Source organism: Parasporobacterium paucivorans DSM 15970 (assembly GCF_900141895.1).
Taxonomy (GTDB): Bacteria; Bacillota; Clostridia; order Lachnospirales; family Lachnospiraceae; genus Parasporobacterium; species Parasporobacterium paucivorans.
Genome location: NZ_FQYT01000014.1, coordinates 53993 through 72314, shown reverse-complemented (window position 1 = coordinate 72314; position 18322 = coordinate 53993). Strand labels below are relative to the sequence as shown.

Annotated in this window: 24 protein-coding genes; 5 read left to right on the top strand and 19 right to left on the bottom strand. The window is 43.7% G+C overall.

Annotated elements, in window-relative coordinates:
- Positions 1-251 (top strand): IS3 family transposase (locus BUA79_RS07550; protein ID WP_143147889.1); only part of this gene is annotated, 251 nt, incomplete at its 5' end.
- A gap of 150 nt (positions 252-401) precedes the next feature.
- Here BUA79_RS07550 and BUA79_RS12375 read toward each other — a convergent pair.
- The 5 genes from BUA79_RS12375 to BUA79_RS12795 all read right to left on the bottom strand — a co-directional run bounded on the left by BUA79_RS12375 (position 402) and on the right by BUA79_RS12795 (position 3698).
- Positions 402-545 (bottom strand): lmo0937 family membrane protein, encoded by a 144-nt coding sequence (locus BUA79_RS12375; protein ID WP_143147888.1) that lies wholly within the window; start codon positions 543-545, stop codon positions 402-404.
- 35 nt (positions 546-580) lie between these two features.
- Entirely contained in the window at positions 581-775 is a 195-nt protein-coding gene (locus BUA79_RS07545) for a CsbD family protein (protein ID WP_073993758.1), read from the bottom strand.
- Between the two features lie 123 nt (positions 776-898).
- Positions 899-2827: a DUF2207 domain-containing protein gene (locus tag BUA79_RS07540; RefSeq protein WP_073993757.1), complete on the bottom strand. Its 1929-nt coding sequence runs from the start codon at positions 2825-2827 to the stop codon at positions 899-901.
- Positions 2828-2881: 54 nt separating this feature from the next.
- Complete coding sequence (locus tag BUA79_RS07535) at positions 2882-3427, bottom strand: LemA family protein (protein ID WP_073993756.1); 546 nt, start codon at positions 3425-3427, stop codon at positions 2882-2884.
- A 139-nt stretch (positions 3428-3566) separates the two neighbouring features.
- Positions 3567-3698, bottom strand: coding sequence for a hypothetical protein (locus BUA79_RS12795; RefSeq protein WP_278308909.1), 132 nt, complete (start codon positions 3696-3698; stop codon positions 3567-3569).
- A gap of 238 nt (positions 3699-3936) precedes the next feature.
- Between BUA79_RS12795 and BUA79_RS07530 the strand changes: the two genes are divergently transcribed.
- Entirely contained in the window at positions 3937-4299 is a 363-nt protein-coding gene (locus BUA79_RS07530) for a hypothetical protein (RefSeq protein WP_073993755.1), read from the top strand.
- A gap of 67 nt (positions 4300-4366) precedes the next feature.
- Here the strand turns inward: BUA79_RS07530 and BUA79_RS07525 are convergent, their stop codons facing one another.
- Positions 4367-5110, bottom strand: coding sequence for an SDR family NAD(P)-dependent oxidoreductase (locus tag BUA79_RS07525; RefSeq protein WP_073993754.1), 744 nt, complete (start codon positions 5108-5110; stop codon positions 4367-4369).
- Positions 5111-5383: 273 nt separating this feature from the next.
- On the opposite strand from BUA79_RS07525, the gene BUA79_RS07520 reads away from it, so the two are divergent.
- Both BUA79_RS07520 and BUA79_RS07515 read left to right on the top strand, forming a co-directional pair.
- Positions 5384-6178 carry a hypothetical protein gene (locus tag BUA79_RS07520; protein WP_073993753.1) on the top strand — a complete coding sequence of 265 codons (795 nt, stop codon included), beginning with the start codon at positions 5384-5386 and terminating at the stop codon, positions 6176-6178.
- Positions 6175-7491 carry a B12-binding domain-containing radical SAM protein gene (locus BUA79_RS07515; RefSeq protein ID WP_073993752.1) on the top strand — a complete coding sequence of 439 codons (1317 nt, stop codon included), beginning with the start codon at positions 6175-6177 and terminating at the stop codon, positions 7489-7491. The genes BUA79_RS07520 and BUA79_RS07515 overlap by 4 nt, the downstream gene beginning before the upstream one ends.
- Here BUA79_RS07515 and BUA79_RS07510 read toward each other — a convergent pair.
- Positions 7460-8026 (bottom strand): DUF4256 domain-containing protein, encoded by a 567-nt coding sequence (locus BUA79_RS07510; RefSeq protein ID WP_073993751.1) that lies wholly within the window; start codon positions 8024-8026, stop codon positions 7460-7462. The two genes, BUA79_RS07515 and BUA79_RS07510, sit on opposite strands and share 32 nt — an antisense overlap.
- Positions 8027-8195: 169 nt before the next feature.
- Between BUA79_RS07510 and BUA79_RS12370 the strand changes: the two genes are divergently transcribed.
- Positions 8196-8360, top strand: coding sequence for a DUF6132 family protein (locus tag BUA79_RS12370; RefSeq protein WP_178138559.1), 165 nt, complete (start codon positions 8196-8198; stop codon positions 8358-8360).
- Positions 8361-8375: 15 nt separating this feature from the next.
- On the opposite strand, the gene BUA79_RS07505 is transcribed toward BUA79_RS12370, so the two are convergent.
- The 12 genes from BUA79_RS07505 to BUA79_RS07455 all read right to left on the bottom strand — a co-directional run bounded on the left by BUA79_RS07505 (position 8376) and on the right by BUA79_RS07455 (position 18295).
- Positions 8376-9308 carry a prenyltransferase/squalene oxidase repeat-containing protein gene (locus BUA79_RS07505; RefSeq protein ID WP_073993750.1) on the bottom strand — a complete coding sequence of 311 codons (933 nt, stop codon included), beginning with the start codon at positions 9306-9308 and terminating at the stop codon, positions 8376-8378.
- Between the two features lie 23 nt (positions 9309-9331).
- The gene (locus tag BUA79_RS07500; RefSeq protein ID WP_073993764.1) at positions 9332-9988 is read right to left on the bottom strand and encodes a GyrI-like domain-containing protein; all 657 of its coding nucleotides are present in this window, start codon (positions 9986-9988) and stop codon (positions 9332-9334) included.
- A gap of 70 nt (positions 9989-10058) precedes the next feature.
- Complete coding sequence (locus BUA79_RS07495) at positions 10059-10691, bottom strand: hypothetical protein (RefSeq protein ID WP_073993763.1); 633 nt, start codon at positions 10689-10691, stop codon at positions 10059-10061.
- Between the two features lie 127 nt (positions 10692-10818).
- Complete coding sequence (locus tag BUA79_RS07490; protein ID WP_073993749.1) at positions 10819-11313, bottom strand: rubrerythrin family protein; 495 nt, start codon at positions 11311-11313, stop codon at positions 10819-10821.
- Between the two features lie 32 nt (positions 11314-11345).
- Positions 11346-13535 (bottom strand): catalase/peroxidase HPI, encoded by a 2190-nt coding sequence (katG, locus tag BUA79_RS07485; protein ID WP_073993748.1) that lies wholly within the window; start codon positions 13533-13535, stop codon positions 11346-11348.
- A 211-nt stretch (positions 13536-13746) separates the two neighbouring features.
- Positions 13747-14700 (bottom strand): LysM peptidoglycan-binding domain-containing protein, encoded by a 954-nt coding sequence (locus tag BUA79_RS12740; protein WP_073993747.1) that lies wholly within the window; start codon positions 14698-14700, stop codon positions 13747-13749.
- 66 nt (positions 14701-14766) lie between these two features.
- Complete coding sequence (locus BUA79_RS07475; RefSeq protein WP_073993746.1) at positions 14767-15129, bottom strand: VOC family protein; 363 nt, start codon at positions 15127-15129, stop codon at positions 14767-14769.
- Position 15130: 1 nt separating this feature from the next.
- Positions 15131-15835 (bottom strand): TVP38/TMEM64 family protein, encoded by a 705-nt coding sequence (locus BUA79_RS07470; protein ID WP_073993745.1) that lies wholly within the window; start codon positions 15833-15835, stop codon positions 15131-15133.
- 580 nt (positions 15836-16415) lie between these two features.
- Positions 16416-16568: a hypothetical protein gene (locus tag BUA79_RS12530; protein ID WP_178138558.1), complete on the bottom strand. Its 153-nt coding sequence runs from the start codon at positions 16566-16568 to the stop codon at positions 16416-16418.
- Between the two features lie 182 nt (positions 16569-16750).
- Entirely contained in the window at positions 16751-17083 is a 333-nt protein-coding gene (locus tag BUA79_RS07465; RefSeq protein WP_073993744.1) for a CGGC domain-containing protein, read from the bottom strand.
- Positions 17084-17101: 18 nt separating this feature from the next.
- Positions 17102-17725, bottom strand: a complete 624-nt coding sequence (locus tag BUA79_RS07460; protein ID WP_073993743.1) for a class I SAM-dependent methyltransferase — start codon at positions 17723-17725, stop codon at positions 17102-17104.
- Between the two features lie 33 nt (positions 17726-17758).
- Positions 17759-18295, bottom strand: a complete 537-nt coding sequence (locus BUA79_RS07455; protein ID WP_073993742.1) for a flavin reductase family protein — start codon at positions 18293-18295, stop codon at positions 17759-17761.
- Positions 18296-18322: the final 27 nt, after the last annotated feature.

Genomic DNA, 18322 nt, shown 5'->3' with positions numbered 1-18322 from the left:
CAAAACTTGAAAGGGCAGGAATGACCCAGAGTATGTCAAGGGTAGCCAAATGCATTGATAATGGACCGATGGAAGGATTTTGGGGAATCATAAAAAGAGAACGTTATTACGGAAAAAGATTTACTAGCAGAGAAGCTATCGTTGAAATGATAGAAAATTACATTAGATACTATAACAATAAAAGATTACAACGAAACTTAGGTGTGCTGACTCCAATGGAAAAGCACGAAATGTATTTACAAGCGGCGTAAAAACTGCCAGTAGGTTATCTACTGGCAGAAAAGATTTATATTTTTTCAATTGTCTACTTGACGGGAAGCAGTTCAGTTTACTCACCTTGGGGATCTTTTTTTGCTGCAGCATGTTCATATTCAGGCTTCCCGGCCCATTAACTTTCGTTTTTAAACTTTTCTGCCCTGGAGCAATCTGACTATGACCAATACCAATGCAATTACTAAAAGCACATGGATTAGCGCACCGCCAGTCGCAGTGATAAAACCAAGAAGCCATAAGATAACCAGTATAACAATAATTGTCCAAATCATACTATAATCTCCTCTTCTCACACATAATCATCTTTTTATTTGTTATCTTTCTTTTTATCTATTATGTCATTAATCTTTTCTGCGATGCCTTCTTTGATATCGCCAACCTTTTCCTTGAGGTCCGACTTTGAAGACTGAATCTTGCCCTTCAATTCCAATTCTTCATTTCCAGTAACTTTTCCAACGGCTTCTTTTACTTCACCAATAATCTTTTCCTTTGAATCAGCCATTATCAGACCCTCCATTATTTCTCGACTTCAGCACTTTATAATTTATTGAATATTATAAAAATATCATATCATATTCTGACTTCTTTGTAAACAATATCAAAGAGTATGTTTATTATTGGTTTGCTACCAGGAGCCTCCTCCTCCTCCTCCAGAACCTCCGCCCGCAGACCCGCCACCAGAAAAGCCTCCGGCGCCTCCGCCAGATGGACTGGAAGACATTGCCGCAGACGCAGTTGACATGGTCGAATTCATGAACGCGCCAAAAGCCACCATACTGAAGACTGAATTGCCCGCATACCAGTCCGGAGCCTGCAATGCTATCACTTCAAACTTCCTGATCCATTTATCAGAAACCCCCAAGACGTAGGTAAATGGAAGAATGTTGTAAAAATACAGAGGATCCCGCAGTACCAGTTCTTCGAGCTTCGGCTTTTCGGCTGTCTCAAGAAATGTTCTGAATCCCCTTATTCTGCCCAGGATTTCATTCCCGTAGTCTGTCCGCTTTGGCATCACTTTCAACATAAGAACCATTACAAAAACACAGATGATTCCCTCTATATATACTGCCAGATACAGCGGATCGGCCATCAGTGCAGGCAGCACCATAGTCGCCCAGGGCACCCCGCCAAAGCCAAGTCCCCAAACCACTCCAAAGATTTTTACCGGTATCTTGGTATTTCCGAAGACCATCCAGAATAATAAAGTGAAGCCTATACCCGGAAAAAGTAGGGCTAGTACAAGCGGTGAAGACCCACCGTATTCCAAGACAGGCTTGATCGTGATCAGCACATATACGATTGCAATCATCGCCATGACAAATATGCCCTTGCTCAGAGACGTCTTCTCAAATACCTTCTGTCTGTTCTCTTTTGCGTTCAAGTTCTGCACAATCCTGTTGAGTGTAATATAGAAGCTGTTATAGAGCTCTTCCGAGGTTACTTCTTCTCTGCTTTCGTATCTGTCCTCCGTTTTGGAGAGTTTGCCGGCTCCGAACATTCCCGCAATATCGCCTATGGAAAATTTCTTCGCTGTGCTGAATAGACCGTTCAAAAATAGACGTTCATTCTCCTCTTCTCCTTCATAGTCTTTCAGCTTTACCAGCTTGAAAGCGCTTTTTTGGGCGAACAGCGTGTGCTCTTCAACTTCAACGATTTTGATATATCCTTTGTTTGCGAGATAAACAAGCAACGAGATGACATCATTGCTGTCGGCTTTACCCCTGTAGAGAAAGCCGATCTCAGCGCTGTTATAGCCCTCCGGCGGATAGAACTCGACCGTTTCAATGACCTTTTTATCTTTCCCGAATTTAAGCCACATGAATACAGCGAGCAATGCGAACAGCGGCGGCATGACGAACGACAATATCATCAAAAGATCAAAATTGTTGGATGCACCGGTAAAATAGCCCTCCGGCAGTTCAAGTCTTACGGTCAGGGCTTCTCCGGGATTCAGTGTGCCAGCATAGCTCCCGGTTATCACATTTCCCTCCACCTTATAAGTGATGCCAGTACTGTCCGTGTTTCCTGCTGTCCCTCTTGAAAAACCAAGCTTTTCAACATCAAATTCCTTCGGCATGGTAATGGAAAAGGTTATATTGCCGATTGCGGTATCCCAATCCCTTCCAATAATATTGAAGTAAAACTCATCGTAACCTTTTCCAGTGTCTCTGCCGAGATTATATCTGTAACTGATCACGTAATCCTTTGCACCCGTAAGTGTAGTATCGGCATCTCCTATTTTCAGAACTTTTTGTCCTCCGGAGACTGCAAGCGAGTACAGAGAGTCTACTGTGATGTCTGTGACTTTCGCCCTGTTGTAGGATGTTGTCCCGTCCAGCCGCTCCACCTTGTTTTGCAGGGGGATGTACCTGATAATGCCATGCTTAGGCACATTGAAGTAGGCGCCGATTTTTTCCGTTATATCAAAGGTGTTGTTTTCGTTTACCGACATATTTACATCATAGCTGTCAATCACATATTCGTATGCTCCGTAGCTGCTATTTTCACTCAGGTTTCCTGCGGCAGATACATCTGCTGCAGAAAACAGGAGCATAGCCAGCACAATTGCAATTTCCCTTAATCGCCTCTTAATGATGACACCCCCTGACTAGAATTTGACCTGTATATTTTCCCTGTCGGCCGTCTCGTACATGGCCATCTCCTTGAATCCGAAAATGGATGATATGATGTTCCCCGGAAACATCTGTACCGCATTGTTGTAGTTCCTGACAACAGCGTTGTAATACTTCCTGGAATTTGCGATGTCCTCTTCAACCTTTGTCAGCTGCGTGTTCAGGTCCAAAAAGTTCTGGTTTGCCTTCAAATCCGGATAACTCTCCGCAAGGGCCATAAGTCTCGACAGTCCACCTGTTATCTGGTTATCGGCAGCTATCTTTTCGTTCTGTGCCATCTTGTCATAGGAGCTGTTTCTCAGATTCACGATTCCCTCAAGAGTCTCCTTTTCGTGCTGAGCATATCCTTTTACTGTCTCCACGATGTTCGGTATAAGGTCCCATCTTTTTTTCAGATATACATCCATGGTTGCAAAAGCCTCTTTAACCATGTTCCTCAGATTAACCAGACCGTTGTATGTTATCAGAACATACAGCAGCACTACAACTACTATTGCCGCAACAGTTATATAACCACCCATTTTTTCACACTCCTTTTCTTTATTTAATTAAATTATATGTACATTTTGTTGACAATGTCAATACAATTTAAACAAACAGAACGGCTGCAAAAGTGCGGGTCCGAGTCCGGGCACGTTTGCAGCCGATATGTTTATGTTTCTATAGGGTCAGCTGTATATATCTTTTTCGCAGTTTGAAACGTTTATATTTCTCCGTTTCCTTTCTTTTTTCACGATTTGAGAACAGCGCTATGATTACACATGAAGCCAGCAACAAGTATACTTTAGACATTGTTTTTCCCTCCCGTTTTTTACTCCGATCATTGTTTATTTTAATTTTAACACAAATATCTTCCAATGTTTATCCACATATTTACTCCAGTAATTGCTTTTTTGCATAATACACAGAAATCCGGATATCTATCGTTAGTATTTAAACAGCATCGTTTACTTTTTATCAAGCCAGTGCTATAATTACTATATAATACTTGAGTGCATGATGAGCAAGTGCGAATAAGGGAGGTAGCAATATGATGCGTGAACGCTTACGATTATATTCTTGTGGATCCTTTGAGATAAGCGATGAGGAAATCGGGCAGGGAGAATGTCTGTTCAGATATGCCAGCAAGACTCCTGACTGCTTTACCGGGCAGACCGACTGCACAGACCGTCTCATAAAACAATCCGGAATCGTCGCATGCTGCAGAGCCGGATTCGATGGGTATGAGGCTCCTGCCAGAATAACTCTTTCGAATATTTCCGAATCTGACGGCTGTATCCCGCATAAAGATTACCTTTGCAGCCCCTCTGCTGTCAGCAGGTATACCTTCGGTCACATCAGCCCTGAGATGGATATCGTTCTCCAGTGCAGCCTTATCGCCACATGCAGCTGATTCAAAAATCAAAAGGCCTGTTTTGAAGACATTAGTTCTTCAAAACAGGCCTTTATTTTATTATATATTATAAATCCGTAATCATACCGCCATCGATAACAAATTCAGAACCTGTGCAGTAAGAAGAATCATCCGATGCAAGGAAAATAACCAGATTAGATACTTCCTCAGTTTTTCCTGAACGTTTCATTGGAATTCCCTTTTCAAGTTCCTTTACGATCTCAGCTACGTCACCCTGTTCGGACATTGGGGTTGCAATAACGCCCGGATGAACCGTATTCACGCGAATGTCCATAGGACCATACTCGATTGCTGCACATCTGGTAATTCCGTTAACCGCAAACTTTGATGCACAGTATGCAGTTGCCGTAGGCGCTCCGCGCAGGCCATCTACAGACGAAATGTTTATGATAGAGCCTTTTCCGGCTTTTTTCATTGAAGGGACTACCGCTTTTAAGCTTAAAAATACAGATAAAGCATTTACATCCATCGTTTTCCGGTAATCGGATTCGGTCATAACATCTATCATTTTAAAAATGCCGATTCCTGCATTATTCACCAGAACATTAACCGGTCCGTATGTCTCCTCCGCTATGCTCACAGCCTTTTCCCATTCTTCCGCTTTTGTAATGTCCATTTTTATAAATCGTGCGTTATCGCCCAGTTCTTTCGCCAGCTCATGGCCTTCGGCTTCCGCAATATCAGCGATAATAATTTTCGCGCCTTCTTCTATGAATTTTCTTGCGTGGGTCAAACCCATTCCGCTTGCTGCACCTGTTATTATAGCTACTTTTCCATCCAATTTCCCCATAATTTTTTCCTCCATGTATGATTTTTTGTACAACCTCAAGATGTAAGAAAGTGTAACATCCATTAATTTTTGTGTCAATTTAATTAATTTTTTATCAGGTTCGTTTAATTTTTATCCATGGAATCTGCCTCATAAATAATTAATGGAGGTCCTTCTCCGGATGACTTGGTTACAGTCTGTAACTTTAGGAATATTTCGTAAATTTTCACGACAGGACCGCAGCTGAAATGGTACAATAAGGATATAATTTTCTTCTAAAAGGAGATGGTTAACGTGCTTGCATTCGACCTTTCAGTCAATTATAAAGGAGTTGGAGTCTCAGAGGGTATTGACAGAGGCCTTCTTGTTTATGATGGCGATACTCTGCTGTTGGAAGAAGGTATGGGACTTGGGGCCTGTTCCCTGCAGACAGGCGGGTATACCTACTTTGCGTCCGTAAAAAACATCGAGAAGGACGGAGATTCTTTGGCTGCAGTCTATATTATCGACAAGCGGCTTGAATGGACGATATGGGGATTAAAATCCACAAGTTTTACCCGAATTCTGGAATATATCGCTACGAACATGTATATGAAGCACGAAAACACACAAAGCAGACTGTTAAAACTGGGCGGTCATTTAAAAAGGCTTTTCAAAGCGGAAACCTGTTTTGTAAGCGTTCCGGCTCAGGGAGTTGTGAGGATTGCATATGAGATCGGCGACCACGAAATATCAGTGGATCTAAGCTGTGAAACGGAAAAAGATGGCATCAGGCTGTTTGTGATGAACGAACTTGGAGGAAGCATCTTTGACACGAGTTTTATCAACGGCGAATCGTCAGCTTCTCCTACCGGATGGCAGAAAATTGTTGGACAATGCGAGCTCTACAGCCACAACCGCTCGCTTGCATTCACAATGGCTGAAATAAATGTTCCGGAAAATGTGCGGAGCACCCCGTACTGGGGCCGGGAGCTGATCCCCGACGTCTGCTGCTGGGCTGGATTTGAAAGCGAGATTGTATGTGCTTCAAATAAATTTAGTAATTACAGATATACAATCAAATTCAGGGAGGAGGCAAAATACGAATGAAAAAAGTTCTGCTTGTTTATCCTTATTTTTATACCGGTGCAGTAAAAGACCAGCTTTTCGCCCCAATTGGTATAGGCATACTTTCTGCAGTGTTAAAGCAGAAGGGGCTTGAGGTCATGAAGCTTGACTGTACATTTTTGACAATGGAAGAAGCAATAAAAAAATCCCGGGAATATGCGCCGGATATTACGGGAATTTATATAATGACCACACTTGTAAAGAATGCCCTGGAATTGGTCGAAAAACTTAGGGAGGTCAATCCATCCAGCGTTTACACGACCGGAGGCCCTCTGCCTACTCTCTATCCGGTTAAGTTTGCCGAAAAATTTGACTATGTCTTCAGGGGAGAGGCAGCCAACAGCTTCCCGGACTTTTGCCAGGATTACCTGAATGCCTCGGACAGAATTGAATTCGTGGATAATATGGATCCATCGAAGTATCCGGGGATATTCAGCACTAAAACCAGACCGATTGACTCTCCGGCCACACATCTCACCAAAGTGGAAATTGACGAATGTCCACCTCCGGACAGAGAAGGTTTCAATCATGAAAAATATCAGGGTCTGTGTTTTGAATGCTCGGGCAGAAAAAAAGCATCCATAATGATGACGTATGGCTGCCCATTTTCATGCGATTTCTGTTCAAAACCCATATTCGGAAGCGAGGTCCGGTTCAGAAGCCTGGACAAGATTTTTGAAGAGATAGGGGATATCGTATCCCACGGCTATGATTCACTCTGGATTGCCGATGATCTTTTCACTTATGATGCACACTTCCTTAAGAATTTTTGCACCAGGCTTATCGAAGAAGATCTGCAGCTTTCCTGGAGCTGCCTTTCAAGAGTTGACAGTGTAACCCATGAGATGGTTATGATGATGAAAAAAGCCGGCTGCACCAAAGTGTACTTTGGCATCGAGTCCGGCAATGACTACGTCTTAAAGCTGATGAACAAGAAAATCGATAGAACCAAGGTAAGAGAAGGCGTGGAAGTTTTCCGCAGAAATGGGATAGAATGCGCCGGCTTCTTTATTGTGGGATATCCTGGCGAAACCATCGATACAATCGAAGAAACATTCGAGTTTGCACTTTCCCTGGGTCTTGATGAAATTTCATTCAATGTCCCCTACCCATTACCCGGCTCAAAGCTTTTCGAACGGGTGTCCGGTATATGCGACGATGACTGGACATTCGAAAACGAAACAAGATTCCTGTACAAAAGCGAATTTGATGAAACGTGGCTGAAAAAGAGGATCCTGGAAACGCAGGAGACATTCGAGGGACTCAGACTCTCAGTGATCCGCGGAATGCCCTGACACCATAGTAAGAGGGTGCACTGTTGTGATACACGAAGACATTGTCATAGCGGCGGTCGGCAAAAAGAGCCCCGCCGAGTTTTCTGATATCAGAAGGGGTTTTCAGCCAGCTTGATGTTTTTGTATCGAAATTTCCAAGTTTCTGCAGTTCCCGGTACTGTTCTTCCGTTAAAAGTTCAATGCCCATGGCGTCCGCCATATCAATAGCACTATTCTCCGGTTTATGCTCCTTCCTCGACTCCAGCCCTTCACGGTCGTAACAGACATTTCTTCGGCCTTTCGGACTTTCCGCTGAACAATCGTAAAAAATGTATTCTCCCGTCTCTTTGTCATAACCAACAACATCCGGTTCACCGCCGGTTCTTTCCATTTCATTGAGCGACCACAGTTTTTCAGCATTTGCTTCCAGCCTGGATTCTACTCCAGCCCATTCAAGACCTGCATGACGGTCCATATTTTTCTCAAAACGGATTTTAAGTTCTCCGAGCAGTTCCCGCTGCTGCTCTGGTGACAACTTCGTTTTTTCATTTTTCATAATGAACCTCCCTGTAAATCTTCGATTTTTTTCTACTATAAAAGGCATTTCCCGTGTGATTTTGTCACAGAGTTTCGTCTGCCATATTGTTATAATACGTATAACGTAAGGTCAAAACAAAAAATATGGAAAGAGCGCATAGTTACTATTATGCATAAAAGGTAGAATAATGATAATAAAGATGATTATTGGCGCCGTCGTTGGCGGATTTCTGGGATATCTGTATTACAAAAAAGTGGGGTGTCCAAGCGGAACCTGCTTTATAACGTCAAACCGCTATATTTCCAGCATCTACGGCGCACTGATCGGATTAATGATTAGCAGTTACTTTTAATGCAAAGCACTTCCGTTATAGGTTGAAATATTCTAAAACCCTCATGGCCCTGAGCGTATTCCAACGGCTTGCCCTTCCAGCCTGTTCCATTTCAAAATGGACTGCAGACCCTGGATAATGTGCGGGTATTTTCCACCTGCCATCACTGGTGCGCTTCCTGGAAATTATGTCCAGGGCCTCCTGCATTCTTTCGTCATATGGAGCCCCCGCTTTACGGAAATACTCAAGTGCACGCAGAATATCATACTTCCACCGAGTGGGATATGCAATACGCAGCATGCCAGGATGGATAATCCTGCCGGTTTTGTCTGACCGGAATAAATGATGCCGGAGAAGGAACTCCCGTGCTTCCGTCTCAATCTTAACCAGCTCGGTGCGCCTGTATCCATACCCTTGAATTATATACTCCGATATCCCCTCAAGAGTATTAATTGTGGTATGCATCGAACTATGACTGGCTCCATATCGGTTAAGCAGACAGTTAAAGGCCCCATCTTCCATTTGCTGGCTAATCACAAAATCCACGACGGACTTTATTTTTTCTTCTTCTATGCCAAAATAGCATGCATAGTTTAAAAACATTCCATTGATGCACATATCGCTCTCCGGCACACTCACAAAACCGTTAATGCTGCCATCCGCACCTTTACAGGTCTCAACTACTACATTAAGCGCTTTCGTTATTTCTGCCGTACACGGGGCACACAGGTTCCTCAAATCAAGAAGTGTGTAGTTGGTCGATGTCCATTTAGGCTGATAAAAGGCCCGCCCCCAGTAGCCTTCTGGATGCTGCCTTTTCAGGAACTCATATCCCCAGCCTTCTTCCGCAATCCTCTTCTTAAGGCCGATCAATACTTCAGGCCCTGATTTCAATAAATCCCGGTGTGTCTGATACTGTATGGACACGTCACCTTCAAGCAGCCAGCCGATAATCTCATTGTGTTCCATACTCCACCTCCCATTTTCTGACCTTACTTCCGAATCGGATGCCGGATGACCGTCTTCATCTTTTCCGGAGCGACTTTTCGGGGATCGTTCAGGTATATTTCGTGATGCCTGCGGATGGTGCCGTCCGGAAGCACTTCTGAAATGGCATTGACGTATCCATTGGCCGCAGCAAAGTCATCGATCGCTTTAACAGTTACTGCCTCTCTGTCAAATGGACCCAGATGCATCATCTGAACGCAGAGCCCCTCCGTGAACTCTTCCAGCCTCGCCTTGGAGGCATCAATCTGCGGCTTTCGATTCTTCAATTCATCGACTGCCCACTCGAATACTTCTTCAGTGACAAATTCAGGCTGCCGTATCATTGCAGTCCAGATCAGTTTATCCTTTTGGCTCGTGTCAAATGGACGGTCAATCTCTGTCCACCATAAGCCTTCCAGCGGCGGTACGACATATTCAAAGAAACCGGATGGAGCCTTCCCGTTTTTATTGCTCATTTTAATGGTGTAGGATAATCCATACAGCAATTCGATTGCTTTCGTGTATTCTCCCGATTCATCGTTGGGGTTCCCCTTTCCGTCGACCATGATGAATTTCATCTTTGGCACATCGACTATCACGGGAACCGTCTTTGGCTGGTAGAGATCCTTGTGTTCCTTTTTGTAATCCATTTTATCTGACATCTTATCCCCCATATCTGGCCTCATTTATTGCTCCATATTCTTAACAATCTCATTGCAAATTGGATTCCGACTAATGATTAATATGAAGCTTTTTGTACAGCTTGATGATTCTGCTTAATTGAGCGTTTGTTAAAGAACCTTCCCGCTCCATCAGTACCTTGATAAATTCATCCTGGTTCTTTTGGTTCACTGCCTGAAATGTGCTTTCAGCGTGCTGAGCAACTTCTTTTGGACGGCAATTTCTAAGATGGTCTAAAAGAAATGGGAATATCTTGTCATTATATTTGTCATTCTGGGATGCCAGGGCGGCTAAAACCTTAACGGCATTATCAACTGCAATGACCGAGCCCTCTTTCATAACCCCTAATACTATTTCGAGATTTTTATATATCTCATCAGCCTTGATTGATGCAATTGTTGACAACGCCAGCATGGCCCCCCAAACCATCCTGTTATTTCTGCTCCTCAATAATTCGATGAAATCTCCGGCGTATTCCGCAATCATCTCCGGTTTTATATAGCCCGCCTCATACAATACCTTTATGCAGTCACTTTGAATATTTTTATCATTGTTAAACATATTTTTTGCAATCTCTCTGATGCCATCTATATCATTAGTCTCAATCAGTTCCTTTGCAAGCTCCTGATTCGGTTTCTCGTCGTTCCGATTCTGCAGATAAGCAGTTTTTTCTAATGCAGACATATCTTCTCCTTTATTCTCGATAAGAAGGAAAGAACAAAGGGAGGAGGACACGTCCTTCCCCCTCCTTTTGATTATAATGCTCTCTGTCAGGTTTTCAGCTTCACAATCCCCACGCTACGGAATAATTTTAGTATTCGATGAATTTCTCTCCCGGAGTGCCGCAGATGCTGCATTTATCCGGACGGGCTTTTTCTATATTACCGCAGACGGGACAGAGATAGTAGAAGATTTCGTTCGTTTCATCCAGGTTCTCTAGTGCTTCCTGATAAAGTTTTGCATGGACTTCTTCCGCCTTCATGGCATACGTGAATGAAGTGAGGGCAGCCTTGTTGCCTTCCGCTTCCGCAATTTTAACAAAATCCGGGTACATTTCTGTGTATTCATGGGTCTCACCAGCAACCGCATCTTTAAGATTATCAGCTGTCGCAGCAACTTTCCCTGCTACCTCAAAATGTTTTAAGGCGTGCAGGGTCTCCGCATCTGAAGCGGCTTTGAATAATTTCGCAGCATTCAGCTTTCCTTCTTTCTCAGCTTTCCTGGAATATGCGAGATACTTTCTGTTTGCCTGAGATTCCCCCGCAAATGCTTCCATCAGGTTCTTGATCGTTTTGTTTTCATCCATTTTTCAGTCCTCCATTTTTTCGTTTTTTTAAGTCACATAAGGTCGAAGCGATCCGCATTCATGACCTTGTTCCAGGCCGAAACAAAATCTTGTATGAATTTATCCTGAGAGTCCTCACATGCGTAGACCTCCGCAATGGCCCGGAGCTGGGAGTTTGAACCGAATAAAAGATCCACCCGGGTTCCAATCCACTTGAGCTCACCCGTTGCACGGTCACGTCCCTCGAACAGGCTTCCATCTTCCGATACAGGTTTCCACATGGTCCTCATATCAAGCAGATTCACAAAGAAATCATTTGTGAGAGTCTCCGGACTTTTGGTGAATACCCCGTGCTGAGACTGGCCATAATTGGTATTCAGGACACGCATACCGCCAAGAAGAACGGTCATTTCAGGAGCAGTCAGTGTCAGGAGTTGAGAACGATCGATCAGCAGTTCCTCTGCAGATGCAGCCGTTTTGGTTTTCAAGTAGTTGCGGAAACCATCTGCTTTCGGTTCGAGCACCGAGAATGAATTTATTTCGGTCTGTTCCTGCAATGCATCTGTGCGTCCCGGAATAAATGGAACGACCAGATTGTGACCGCCATTCCTTGCAGCCTGTTCTATCCCGGCACATCCTCCTAAGACAATCAAATCGGCCAAAGAAACTCTCTTCTTGCCAGACTGTGCACCATTGAACTCCTCCTGGATTCTTCCCAGGACCTGGAGCACTGCATTAAGCCCGGCCGGTTGGTTGATTTCCCAGTCCTTTTGCGGTGCAAAACGGATACGCGCCCCATTCGCCCCTCCGCGCCTGTCGGAACCTCTGAATGTTGAGGCCGAAGCCCAGGCTGTCGTTACAAGCTGTGGAACAGAAAGTCCGGATGCCAGAAGCTTGTTCTTGAGATACATGATATCCTGTTCATCAATCAATTCAAAATCGACTGCAGGCACCGGATCCTGCCAGATCAGTTCCTCCGTCGGAACCTCGGTACCAAGATATCGTGATCTTGGGCCCATGTCCCGGTGTGTCAGCTTGAACCATGCACGGGCAAATGCCTCCCTGAATTCCTCGGGGTTTTGCTGGTAGCGTCGTGCTATCGGCTCATAGATTGGATCCTTCCGGAGGGACAGGTCAGCTGTGGTCATCATTGGCCGTTTCTTCTTCGAAGGGTCATGGGCATCAACCACCATATCCTCTTCGGCCACATCCTTGGCCAGCCACTGGTTTGCACCCGCGGGGCTCTTCACCAGTTCCCATTCGTATTTGAACAAAGTGTTCAGGTATCCCATATCCCACTTCGTCGGGTTTGCTTTCCAGGCACCCTCGATGCCGCTGCCAATCGTGTCGCCGCCTTTTCCGGTACCAAAGTTGCTCTTCCATCCTAGTCCCTGCTCCTCTATCCCGGCAGCTTCAGGTTCAGGGCCAACATGGGTAGCAGGACCTGCACCGTGGCATTTTCCGAATGTATGGCCACCCGCGATAAGCGCAACGGTTTCTTCATCATTCATGGCCATACGTGCGAATGTCTCCCGAACATCACGGCCGGAGGCCACAGGGTCAGGGTTGCCATTTGGTCCTTCCGGGTTTACGTAAATCAATCCCATCTGCACTGCTGCAAGTGGATTTTCGAGATCACGGTCACCGGAGTAACGCTTGTCACCAAGCCACTCTCTTTCAGATCCCCAATAAACATCTTCCTGCGGTTCCCAAACGTCCTCTCGTCCGCCCCCGAAGCCGAATGTTTTGAATCCCATCGACTCCAACGCACAGTTACCCGCCAAAATCATTAAATCTGCCCAGGAGATGCTTTTGCCATATTTCTGCTTGATTGGCCAGAGCAACCGCCGAGCCTTGTCGAGATTCACATTATCCGGCCAGCTGTTCAGCGGCGCAAAGCGCTGAGTCCCATCCGATGCGCCCCCACGGCCATCGCCCATTCTGTAGGTTCCCGCACTGTGCCAGGCCATCCGAATGAAGAGCGGTCCATAATGGCCATAATCGGCAGGCCACCAATCCTGTGAATCAGTCATCAAAGTATATAGGTCATTTTTTATTTGCTGCATATCGAGTTTCTTGAATTCCTCAGCATAGTTGAAGTCGGCACCCATCGGATTGCTCAGAAATGAGTTCTGATGGAGAATCTTGAGGTTCAACTGGTTCGGCCACCATTCTCTGTTCGAAGTGCCGCCGGATTTGGCTTTGCTCGTTTTGCCAGTCACCGGACATTTCATTTCTTCCATGATCTTCTACTCCTTCAAATGATTTATTTATACTTGAAAGACATCCTAAACGGATTCCTTTAAATATACAAAGTTGCTGTAATCTTCTGATTTCATGGCTTGACGTCATTACAGTTTAATTATACTCCTGCGGAAATAAGTAGTCCATCTTTAATAAACAGATGATTTTCCGGGTATCATCTTCTGTTTATATCCTCGCAGCGGAGTCTGTCTAATTCCCCGTTTCAAGCGGTTCCAGAGCATTATTGTTCAGAATATTATCCACCTCTTCGAAGCCGGTCAAAAAAGCGTAATTGTAACGCGGCGGCAGTCCAAAAACATATTTGGAATTTCTTCCAAGTTCTCTCGGACCTACTGGAGCGGCCTGATTCAACATGAATTTCTGCTGCTGGATCCCTTCCCATTGGACCAATGTAAACATCATCAAGGGGATATCCTGTCGCGGATTCTGGGTTGTCCAGAGCGGATGCCTTATATAAATGATCAGACCCGTCTCTTTGGTGTTTGCAGGAACCCCTGAAAAAGCTTCCGTCCAGGTACCTTCCCACCCACCTGTCAGAACCGTGAAGCCGTCCCAACTGTCAGGCAGATTAAAATTGAATCCGTATTTACTGCTCAGAAATACATTTGGATAAGGAATAACAAGGAACTGCCCCTCCAAAATCAGGTTGGGATTTGCGAGGTCATTCGCATATACGAGCTGCGGAACCGTAACTGTGTGCTGAACCGCAATTTCACTTAAGGTATCACCTGATTTTACAGTATAACCGGAAGCCGCTTTATACTTGGCGACGACATCTGCCTCCTTCTGCAGCTCCTGAATTTTTTGTTCAGCTGTTGTCAGCATGACAAGATTTTTGACCAGATTTTTTTGATCCGCCGTTAGCCCCTCATAAGCAGTCCGTATTTCCAGCACGGTGGCTGCTTCATTTAAGGTGAGTGCGCTCACATCACCTAGTGCCGCAATTTTTGCATCCAGGTCTCCTGCCGCTTTTCTGTCTATTTCTGCTTGTATCTCTTCCTGACTCGATGTGCTTTCCTGCGTGCTTTCCTGTGTACTTTCCTGGGTGGTTTCCTGCGGATTTGAAGAATTGCATCCTGCAATATTTATTGACAGGAAAACCAATAAAACAATGAAAATCAGATGACGTTCTTTTCCTCTCATATTCAGCCCTCCATGATTGTTACTGTATCTCTTTTTACGTTTTTGTTTTGTCACGTCTGTATAGAATCACTTCGGGAAAACGCGCAGCTGGATAGACACCCCATTTGGGTCATACACATAGAAATAGCGGGTCTGAATGTCCGGGTTTTGAATTTCTGAAGGGTTAAGCCCTTTATCCCGTACAAGCTTATGCATTGCATCCAGTTTATCCGTCTCAAAACAAATAAACATCCCTTTGCCTTCAAACTTCTGACCCTGCGGCATGTATACAAGTTCAATCTCCGTTTCCCCGCTGCCATTCGTCAGAAATACAACTTCTCCTGGTCCTGCCTTAAAACGGCGGGAAATAGTCAGTTCCGTAACCGTCTCATAAAATTCAATAGATTCCTCCAAATTGCTGACCATCAAGGTCACGTGCTGAATATGCATACTATTTCTCCTTTTGTTTACTGAAGCTGTTTTTCTTGTATATAATCTGTAACCTGATTACAACGACAATAAATATAATCAGGCCTATTGATGTCATGATTATTCCCATTTTATTTCTCTCATGGATTTGCGCCCCTATCGATGCCTCGATCAGCGTTGCCGGTATCCTTGATATGAAATAGACAACAAATAGTCTCGAAGCTTTAACTGGCATAAAGCCCGCAACATACATCATAAGGTCCTTTGGAATCCCTGGAATCAGATAGACAATCAACATTCCTATGAATCCATTTTTTGAATTCAGCATATTGCTAATATGATTTATTCTATCCTGAGAGACAAATCTTTTTATCAGGTCGGATCCTAAAAGCCTGGAAATACGAAAGGCACAAATCGCTCCAAACATTATACCGATCATGGACAAGAGGAATACCATTGGAGCCCCGTAAACATAGCCACCCAGCAGATTCAGGATAACATCCGCAGGAATAAACACAGTCATGACATTAAGCGTCTGCAGCAATATGAAGACAACAAATCCAAATCCACCATATGACTGCACAAATGTCCTTAAAGCTCCCGGATGCTTAATTTCCTGAATAATCCATGGTGAAAATTTAAATAATAAAACTCCGATGCCTATCAGGGTTAAAAGGATGAGAGTGTATTTTATAATGTCTATCCGGTCAGCTTTATTTTTTCTCATAAATCCTCCGCAGCATCTCTTTCTGGCATCTTTAAAACACAAAAGCCGACCTATCAGAGGGTCGGCTCGCAATCGTGTATTTCCAATTGGATTTCCAAATTCAAGTAAATTTGCCGATTCCAATTCTTCTTTTTATTCAGTTACATTATAACATTTTTATATTTTATTTGGTATATATTTTAAAGGAACTAAAGAAGGTTCATTAAGACCAAATGGCTTAATGAACCTCCTTTGCAGTTTTAATAGACTTACAGGTATTTGAATGCTTAATTATCCCTGCTAAATTATTTTCAAAAGCCAAAGGACTATTAGCACAACCACTATTACCCCAACTATACCCAAACCTCTTCCCGTAGTAACCTCTCCTTTCTGGATGGTTTTACCAGGTCAATGTAATTACCAACAGAATCCGAGTTAACGGTCCTACTATAGAAGTGATGAAATAGCCTGTATTTATGTCACGTTAGATTTATCTTTTTTGATGACGCGAATACAGCATGCTGCCTGTTAATGCCAGCAGACCGCCAACAACTGCGACCGATATGCCTGCCCAAGGACCATTGCCCGAATAGTCTCCTGTTTACGGACTGGTCGTAATATCGCTGAACGCAATGTCGTTGTTGGTAATGATTACAGTTTTACTGTCAAATGGCGATAAAGTAATATTTCCGCTGGAATCACTGTCCCCGCCATAACTTACGGTATAATTGGCAGAAGCATCTTCTTTAATCACATAATTTCCAAGGGGGCAAAGAATAAGCTCTGGAACTTGACCCCGGTGCCGGTTTTGATTTTGACGATGGCTCTGTAAGCTTGATATGAACCAGGAAATTGCTTAAGGAAATTTAAATCCATAATTATTAAGGATTCTCTATATTAGTCTTATGTAAATTATAACATGGATGTCAATTGGATTTAATGCGTGTAGTCAATAATTTTTATTTCGTCTCCAACCCTCTTTTTGATTGCAGAAATCATCCGTTCTGCATTTGGACACGCAAATCCAATCGGATTCCCCCGTGTAATGCAAGAAGCTATCACGATCGTATCCGCTCCCCGTTCCACCATCTCAGCAGCTCTCGTCACTGCTTTTTTCCCAGGGCAGCCTCCACAAGTATTTACACCCACTACTTCAATCTCTTCCTCGACGCCTTCGAATGCAAGCTTCTTTGTATCCATAACTTTGAAGCAGGTGGTTGCAGGACACATATCCTCTGTCTGCATACATCTGATCAATCCAACTTTCATAAAGAATACCTCGCAATTCTATATTTTTTTTGCCTGGATGACCGCAAACAGGCCTTCACCGACTCCACTCTTGATTTCCTGATATTTGTTTTCCAATGAATAAATCGTTTGTTTTTTGTCTTGTATTTCGAAACCTGCTGCTCTCAGGAAATCGGATATTTCTGCGGCAGAATGGAAACTGGCATTTTTGTAGCTGTTGTGCAGATGCTTGTTTTGTTCATACAAATTACCCAACGGTGTGCCTTTGTCCAGGAATGCTATTATAAACAATCCATTATTTACGAGTATTCGCCGAATTTCAGAAAAAGCCTTTGAAACATCATCCAGAAAGCAATCGACTGTCACCATCAATGCAAACTGGTATATCCCGTCATCAATAGGAATATCTTCTGCTGCAGCTTTAATTACATGAATGCCCCTTTTTCGGGCTTCCTCAGCCATTTCTTCAGATGGTTCTATTCCCTGCCCGATTCCCAACCTGGATGCAAAAATCCCAGTACCAACACCAATCTCGATTCCCGCTCCCCCTGCAGGGATGAAAGGCCTGACAGTTTCCAACTCTGAAGACAATAATTTATCGTTGGTTTTAAACCATTCTTCATATTCCGCAACCTCGTTATTAAAAGGATTATCCTTTTGCATAACTTCAACACTCCTTATCGGTACGCTTATCTGTCAGTCCACAATGTATGCCTTTAGAATTTCTCCATAGAAGGCGATGTGATAATCCTTATTTTCAAATGGTGCTGAACTGTCCACATCCTGTGGATAATTTTTTTCTTTAATTACATCAGGTATTTCATTCTCATCCTGTTTCTGCTTATAAATAACTTTACACTCCAGAGTAAGAGGCAATTCTTTGATAGCTGGAACGGAAATCGCTTCTGGATTCTCCAAGGTAAGATTTAGTTCTTTTATCTTGTCAACGTTTCTCCCTGAATTTGAACCGCAAAATCCAAGGATCTTCTTATCATATTCACCATATGGAATATTAATTGTAAATTCGGGGTTTTTCTCCAACTGTTGCCTTGTAAACCGATTTTCTCTGACAAACACCGTAAAGATTGGTTTTCCCCACTCAATGCCAAATGTTCCCCAGGATATAGTCATAGAATTGACTTTACCGTCCGATTTCGTTGTCAGCAGTACCCCATTTTTTACTGCATTTATAATTTCTTTTGTATAATCGAATACATCAATTTCTTTTTTCATAATTGATTACCCTCCGTTTTTTAACGG

Excerpts from the sequence above, each read along its gene's own strand:
- BUA79_RS07455 (WP_073993742.1), bottom strand. The coding sequence starts at position 18,295 with ATGAAAAAAGAAATTGATGTATTCGATTATACAAAAGAAATTATAAAT.
- BUA79_RS07465 (WP_073993744.1), bottom strand. The coding sequence starts at position 17,083 with ATGAAAGTTGGATTGATCAGATGTATGCAGACAGAGGATATGTGTCCT.
- BUA79_RS07525 (WP_073993754.1), bottom strand. The coding sequence starts at position 5,110 with ATGGGGAAATTGGATGGAAAAGTAGCTATAATAACAGGTGCAGCAAGC.
- BUA79_RS07515 (WP_073993752.1), top strand. The coding sequence starts at position 6,175 with ATGAAAAAAGTTCTGCTTGTTTATCCTTATTTTTATACCGGTGCAGTA.
- BUA79_RS07540 (WP_073993757.1), bottom strand. The coding sequence starts at position 2,827 with ATGCTCCTGTTTTCTGCAGCAGATGTATCTGCCGCAGGAAACCTGAGT.
- BUA79_RS07505 (WP_073993750.1), bottom strand. The coding sequence starts at position 9,308 with ATGGAACACAATGAGATTATCGGCTGGCTGCTTGAAGGTGACGTGTCC.
- BUA79_RS12795 (WP_278308909.1), bottom strand. The coding sequence starts at position 3,698 with ATGTCTAAAGTATACTTGTTGCTGGCTTCATGTGTAATCATAGCGCTG.
- BUA79_RS07470 (WP_073993745.1), bottom strand. The coding sequence starts at position 15,835 with ATGAGAAAAAATAAAGCTGACCGGATAGACATTATAAAATACACTCTC.
- BUA79_RS07510 (WP_073993751.1), bottom strand. The coding sequence starts at position 8,026 with ATGAAAAATGAAAAAACGAAGTTGTCACCAGAGCAGCAGCGGGAACTG.
- BUA79_RS07460 (WP_073993743.1), bottom strand. The coding sequence starts at position 17,725 with ATGCAAAAGGATAATCCTTTTAATAACGAGGTTGCGGAATATGAAGAA.
- katG (WP_073993748.1), bottom strand. The coding sequence starts at position 13,535 with ATGGAAGAAATGAAATGTCCGGTGACTGGCAAAACGAGCAAAGCCAAA.
- BUA79_RS12370 (WP_178138559.1), top strand. The coding sequence starts at position 8,196 with ATGATAATAAAGATGATTATTGGCGCCGTCGTTGGCGGATTTCTGGGA.
- BUA79_RS12740 (WP_073993747.1), bottom strand. The coding sequence starts at position 14,700 with ATGAGAGGAAAAGAACGTCATCTGATTTTCATTGTTTTATTGGTTTTC.
- BUA79_RS12375 (WP_143147888.1), bottom strand. The coding sequence starts at position 545 with ATGATTTGGACAATTATTGTTATACTGGTTATCTTATGGCTTCTTGGT.
- BUA79_RS07490 (WP_073993749.1), bottom strand. The coding sequence starts at position 11,313 with ATGGATGAAAACAAAACGATCAAGAACCTGATGGAAGCATTTGCGGGG.
- BUA79_RS07475 (WP_073993746.1), bottom strand. The coding sequence starts at position 15,129 with ATGCATATTCAGCACGTGACCTTGATGGTCAGCAATTTGGAGGAATCT.
- BUA79_RS07495 (WP_073993763.1), bottom strand. The coding sequence starts at position 10,691 with ATGTCTGCATTAGAAAAAACTGCTTATCTGCAGAATCGGAACGACGAG.
- BUA79_RS07530 (WP_073993755.1), top strand. The coding sequence starts at position 3,937 with ATGATGCGTGAACGCTTACGATTATATTCTTGTGGATCCTTTGAGATA.
- BUA79_RS07535 (WP_073993756.1), bottom strand. The coding sequence starts at position 3,427 with ATGGGTGGTTATATAACTGTTGCGGCAATAGTAGTTGTAGTGCTGCTG.
- BUA79_RS07545 (WP_073993758.1), bottom strand. The coding sequence starts at position 775 with ATGGCTGATTCAAAGGAAAAGATTATTGGTGAAGTAAAAGAAGCCGTT.
- BUA79_RS07500 (WP_073993764.1), bottom strand. The coding sequence starts at position 9,988 with ATGTCAGATAAAATGGATTACAAAAAGGAACACAAGGATCTCTACCAG.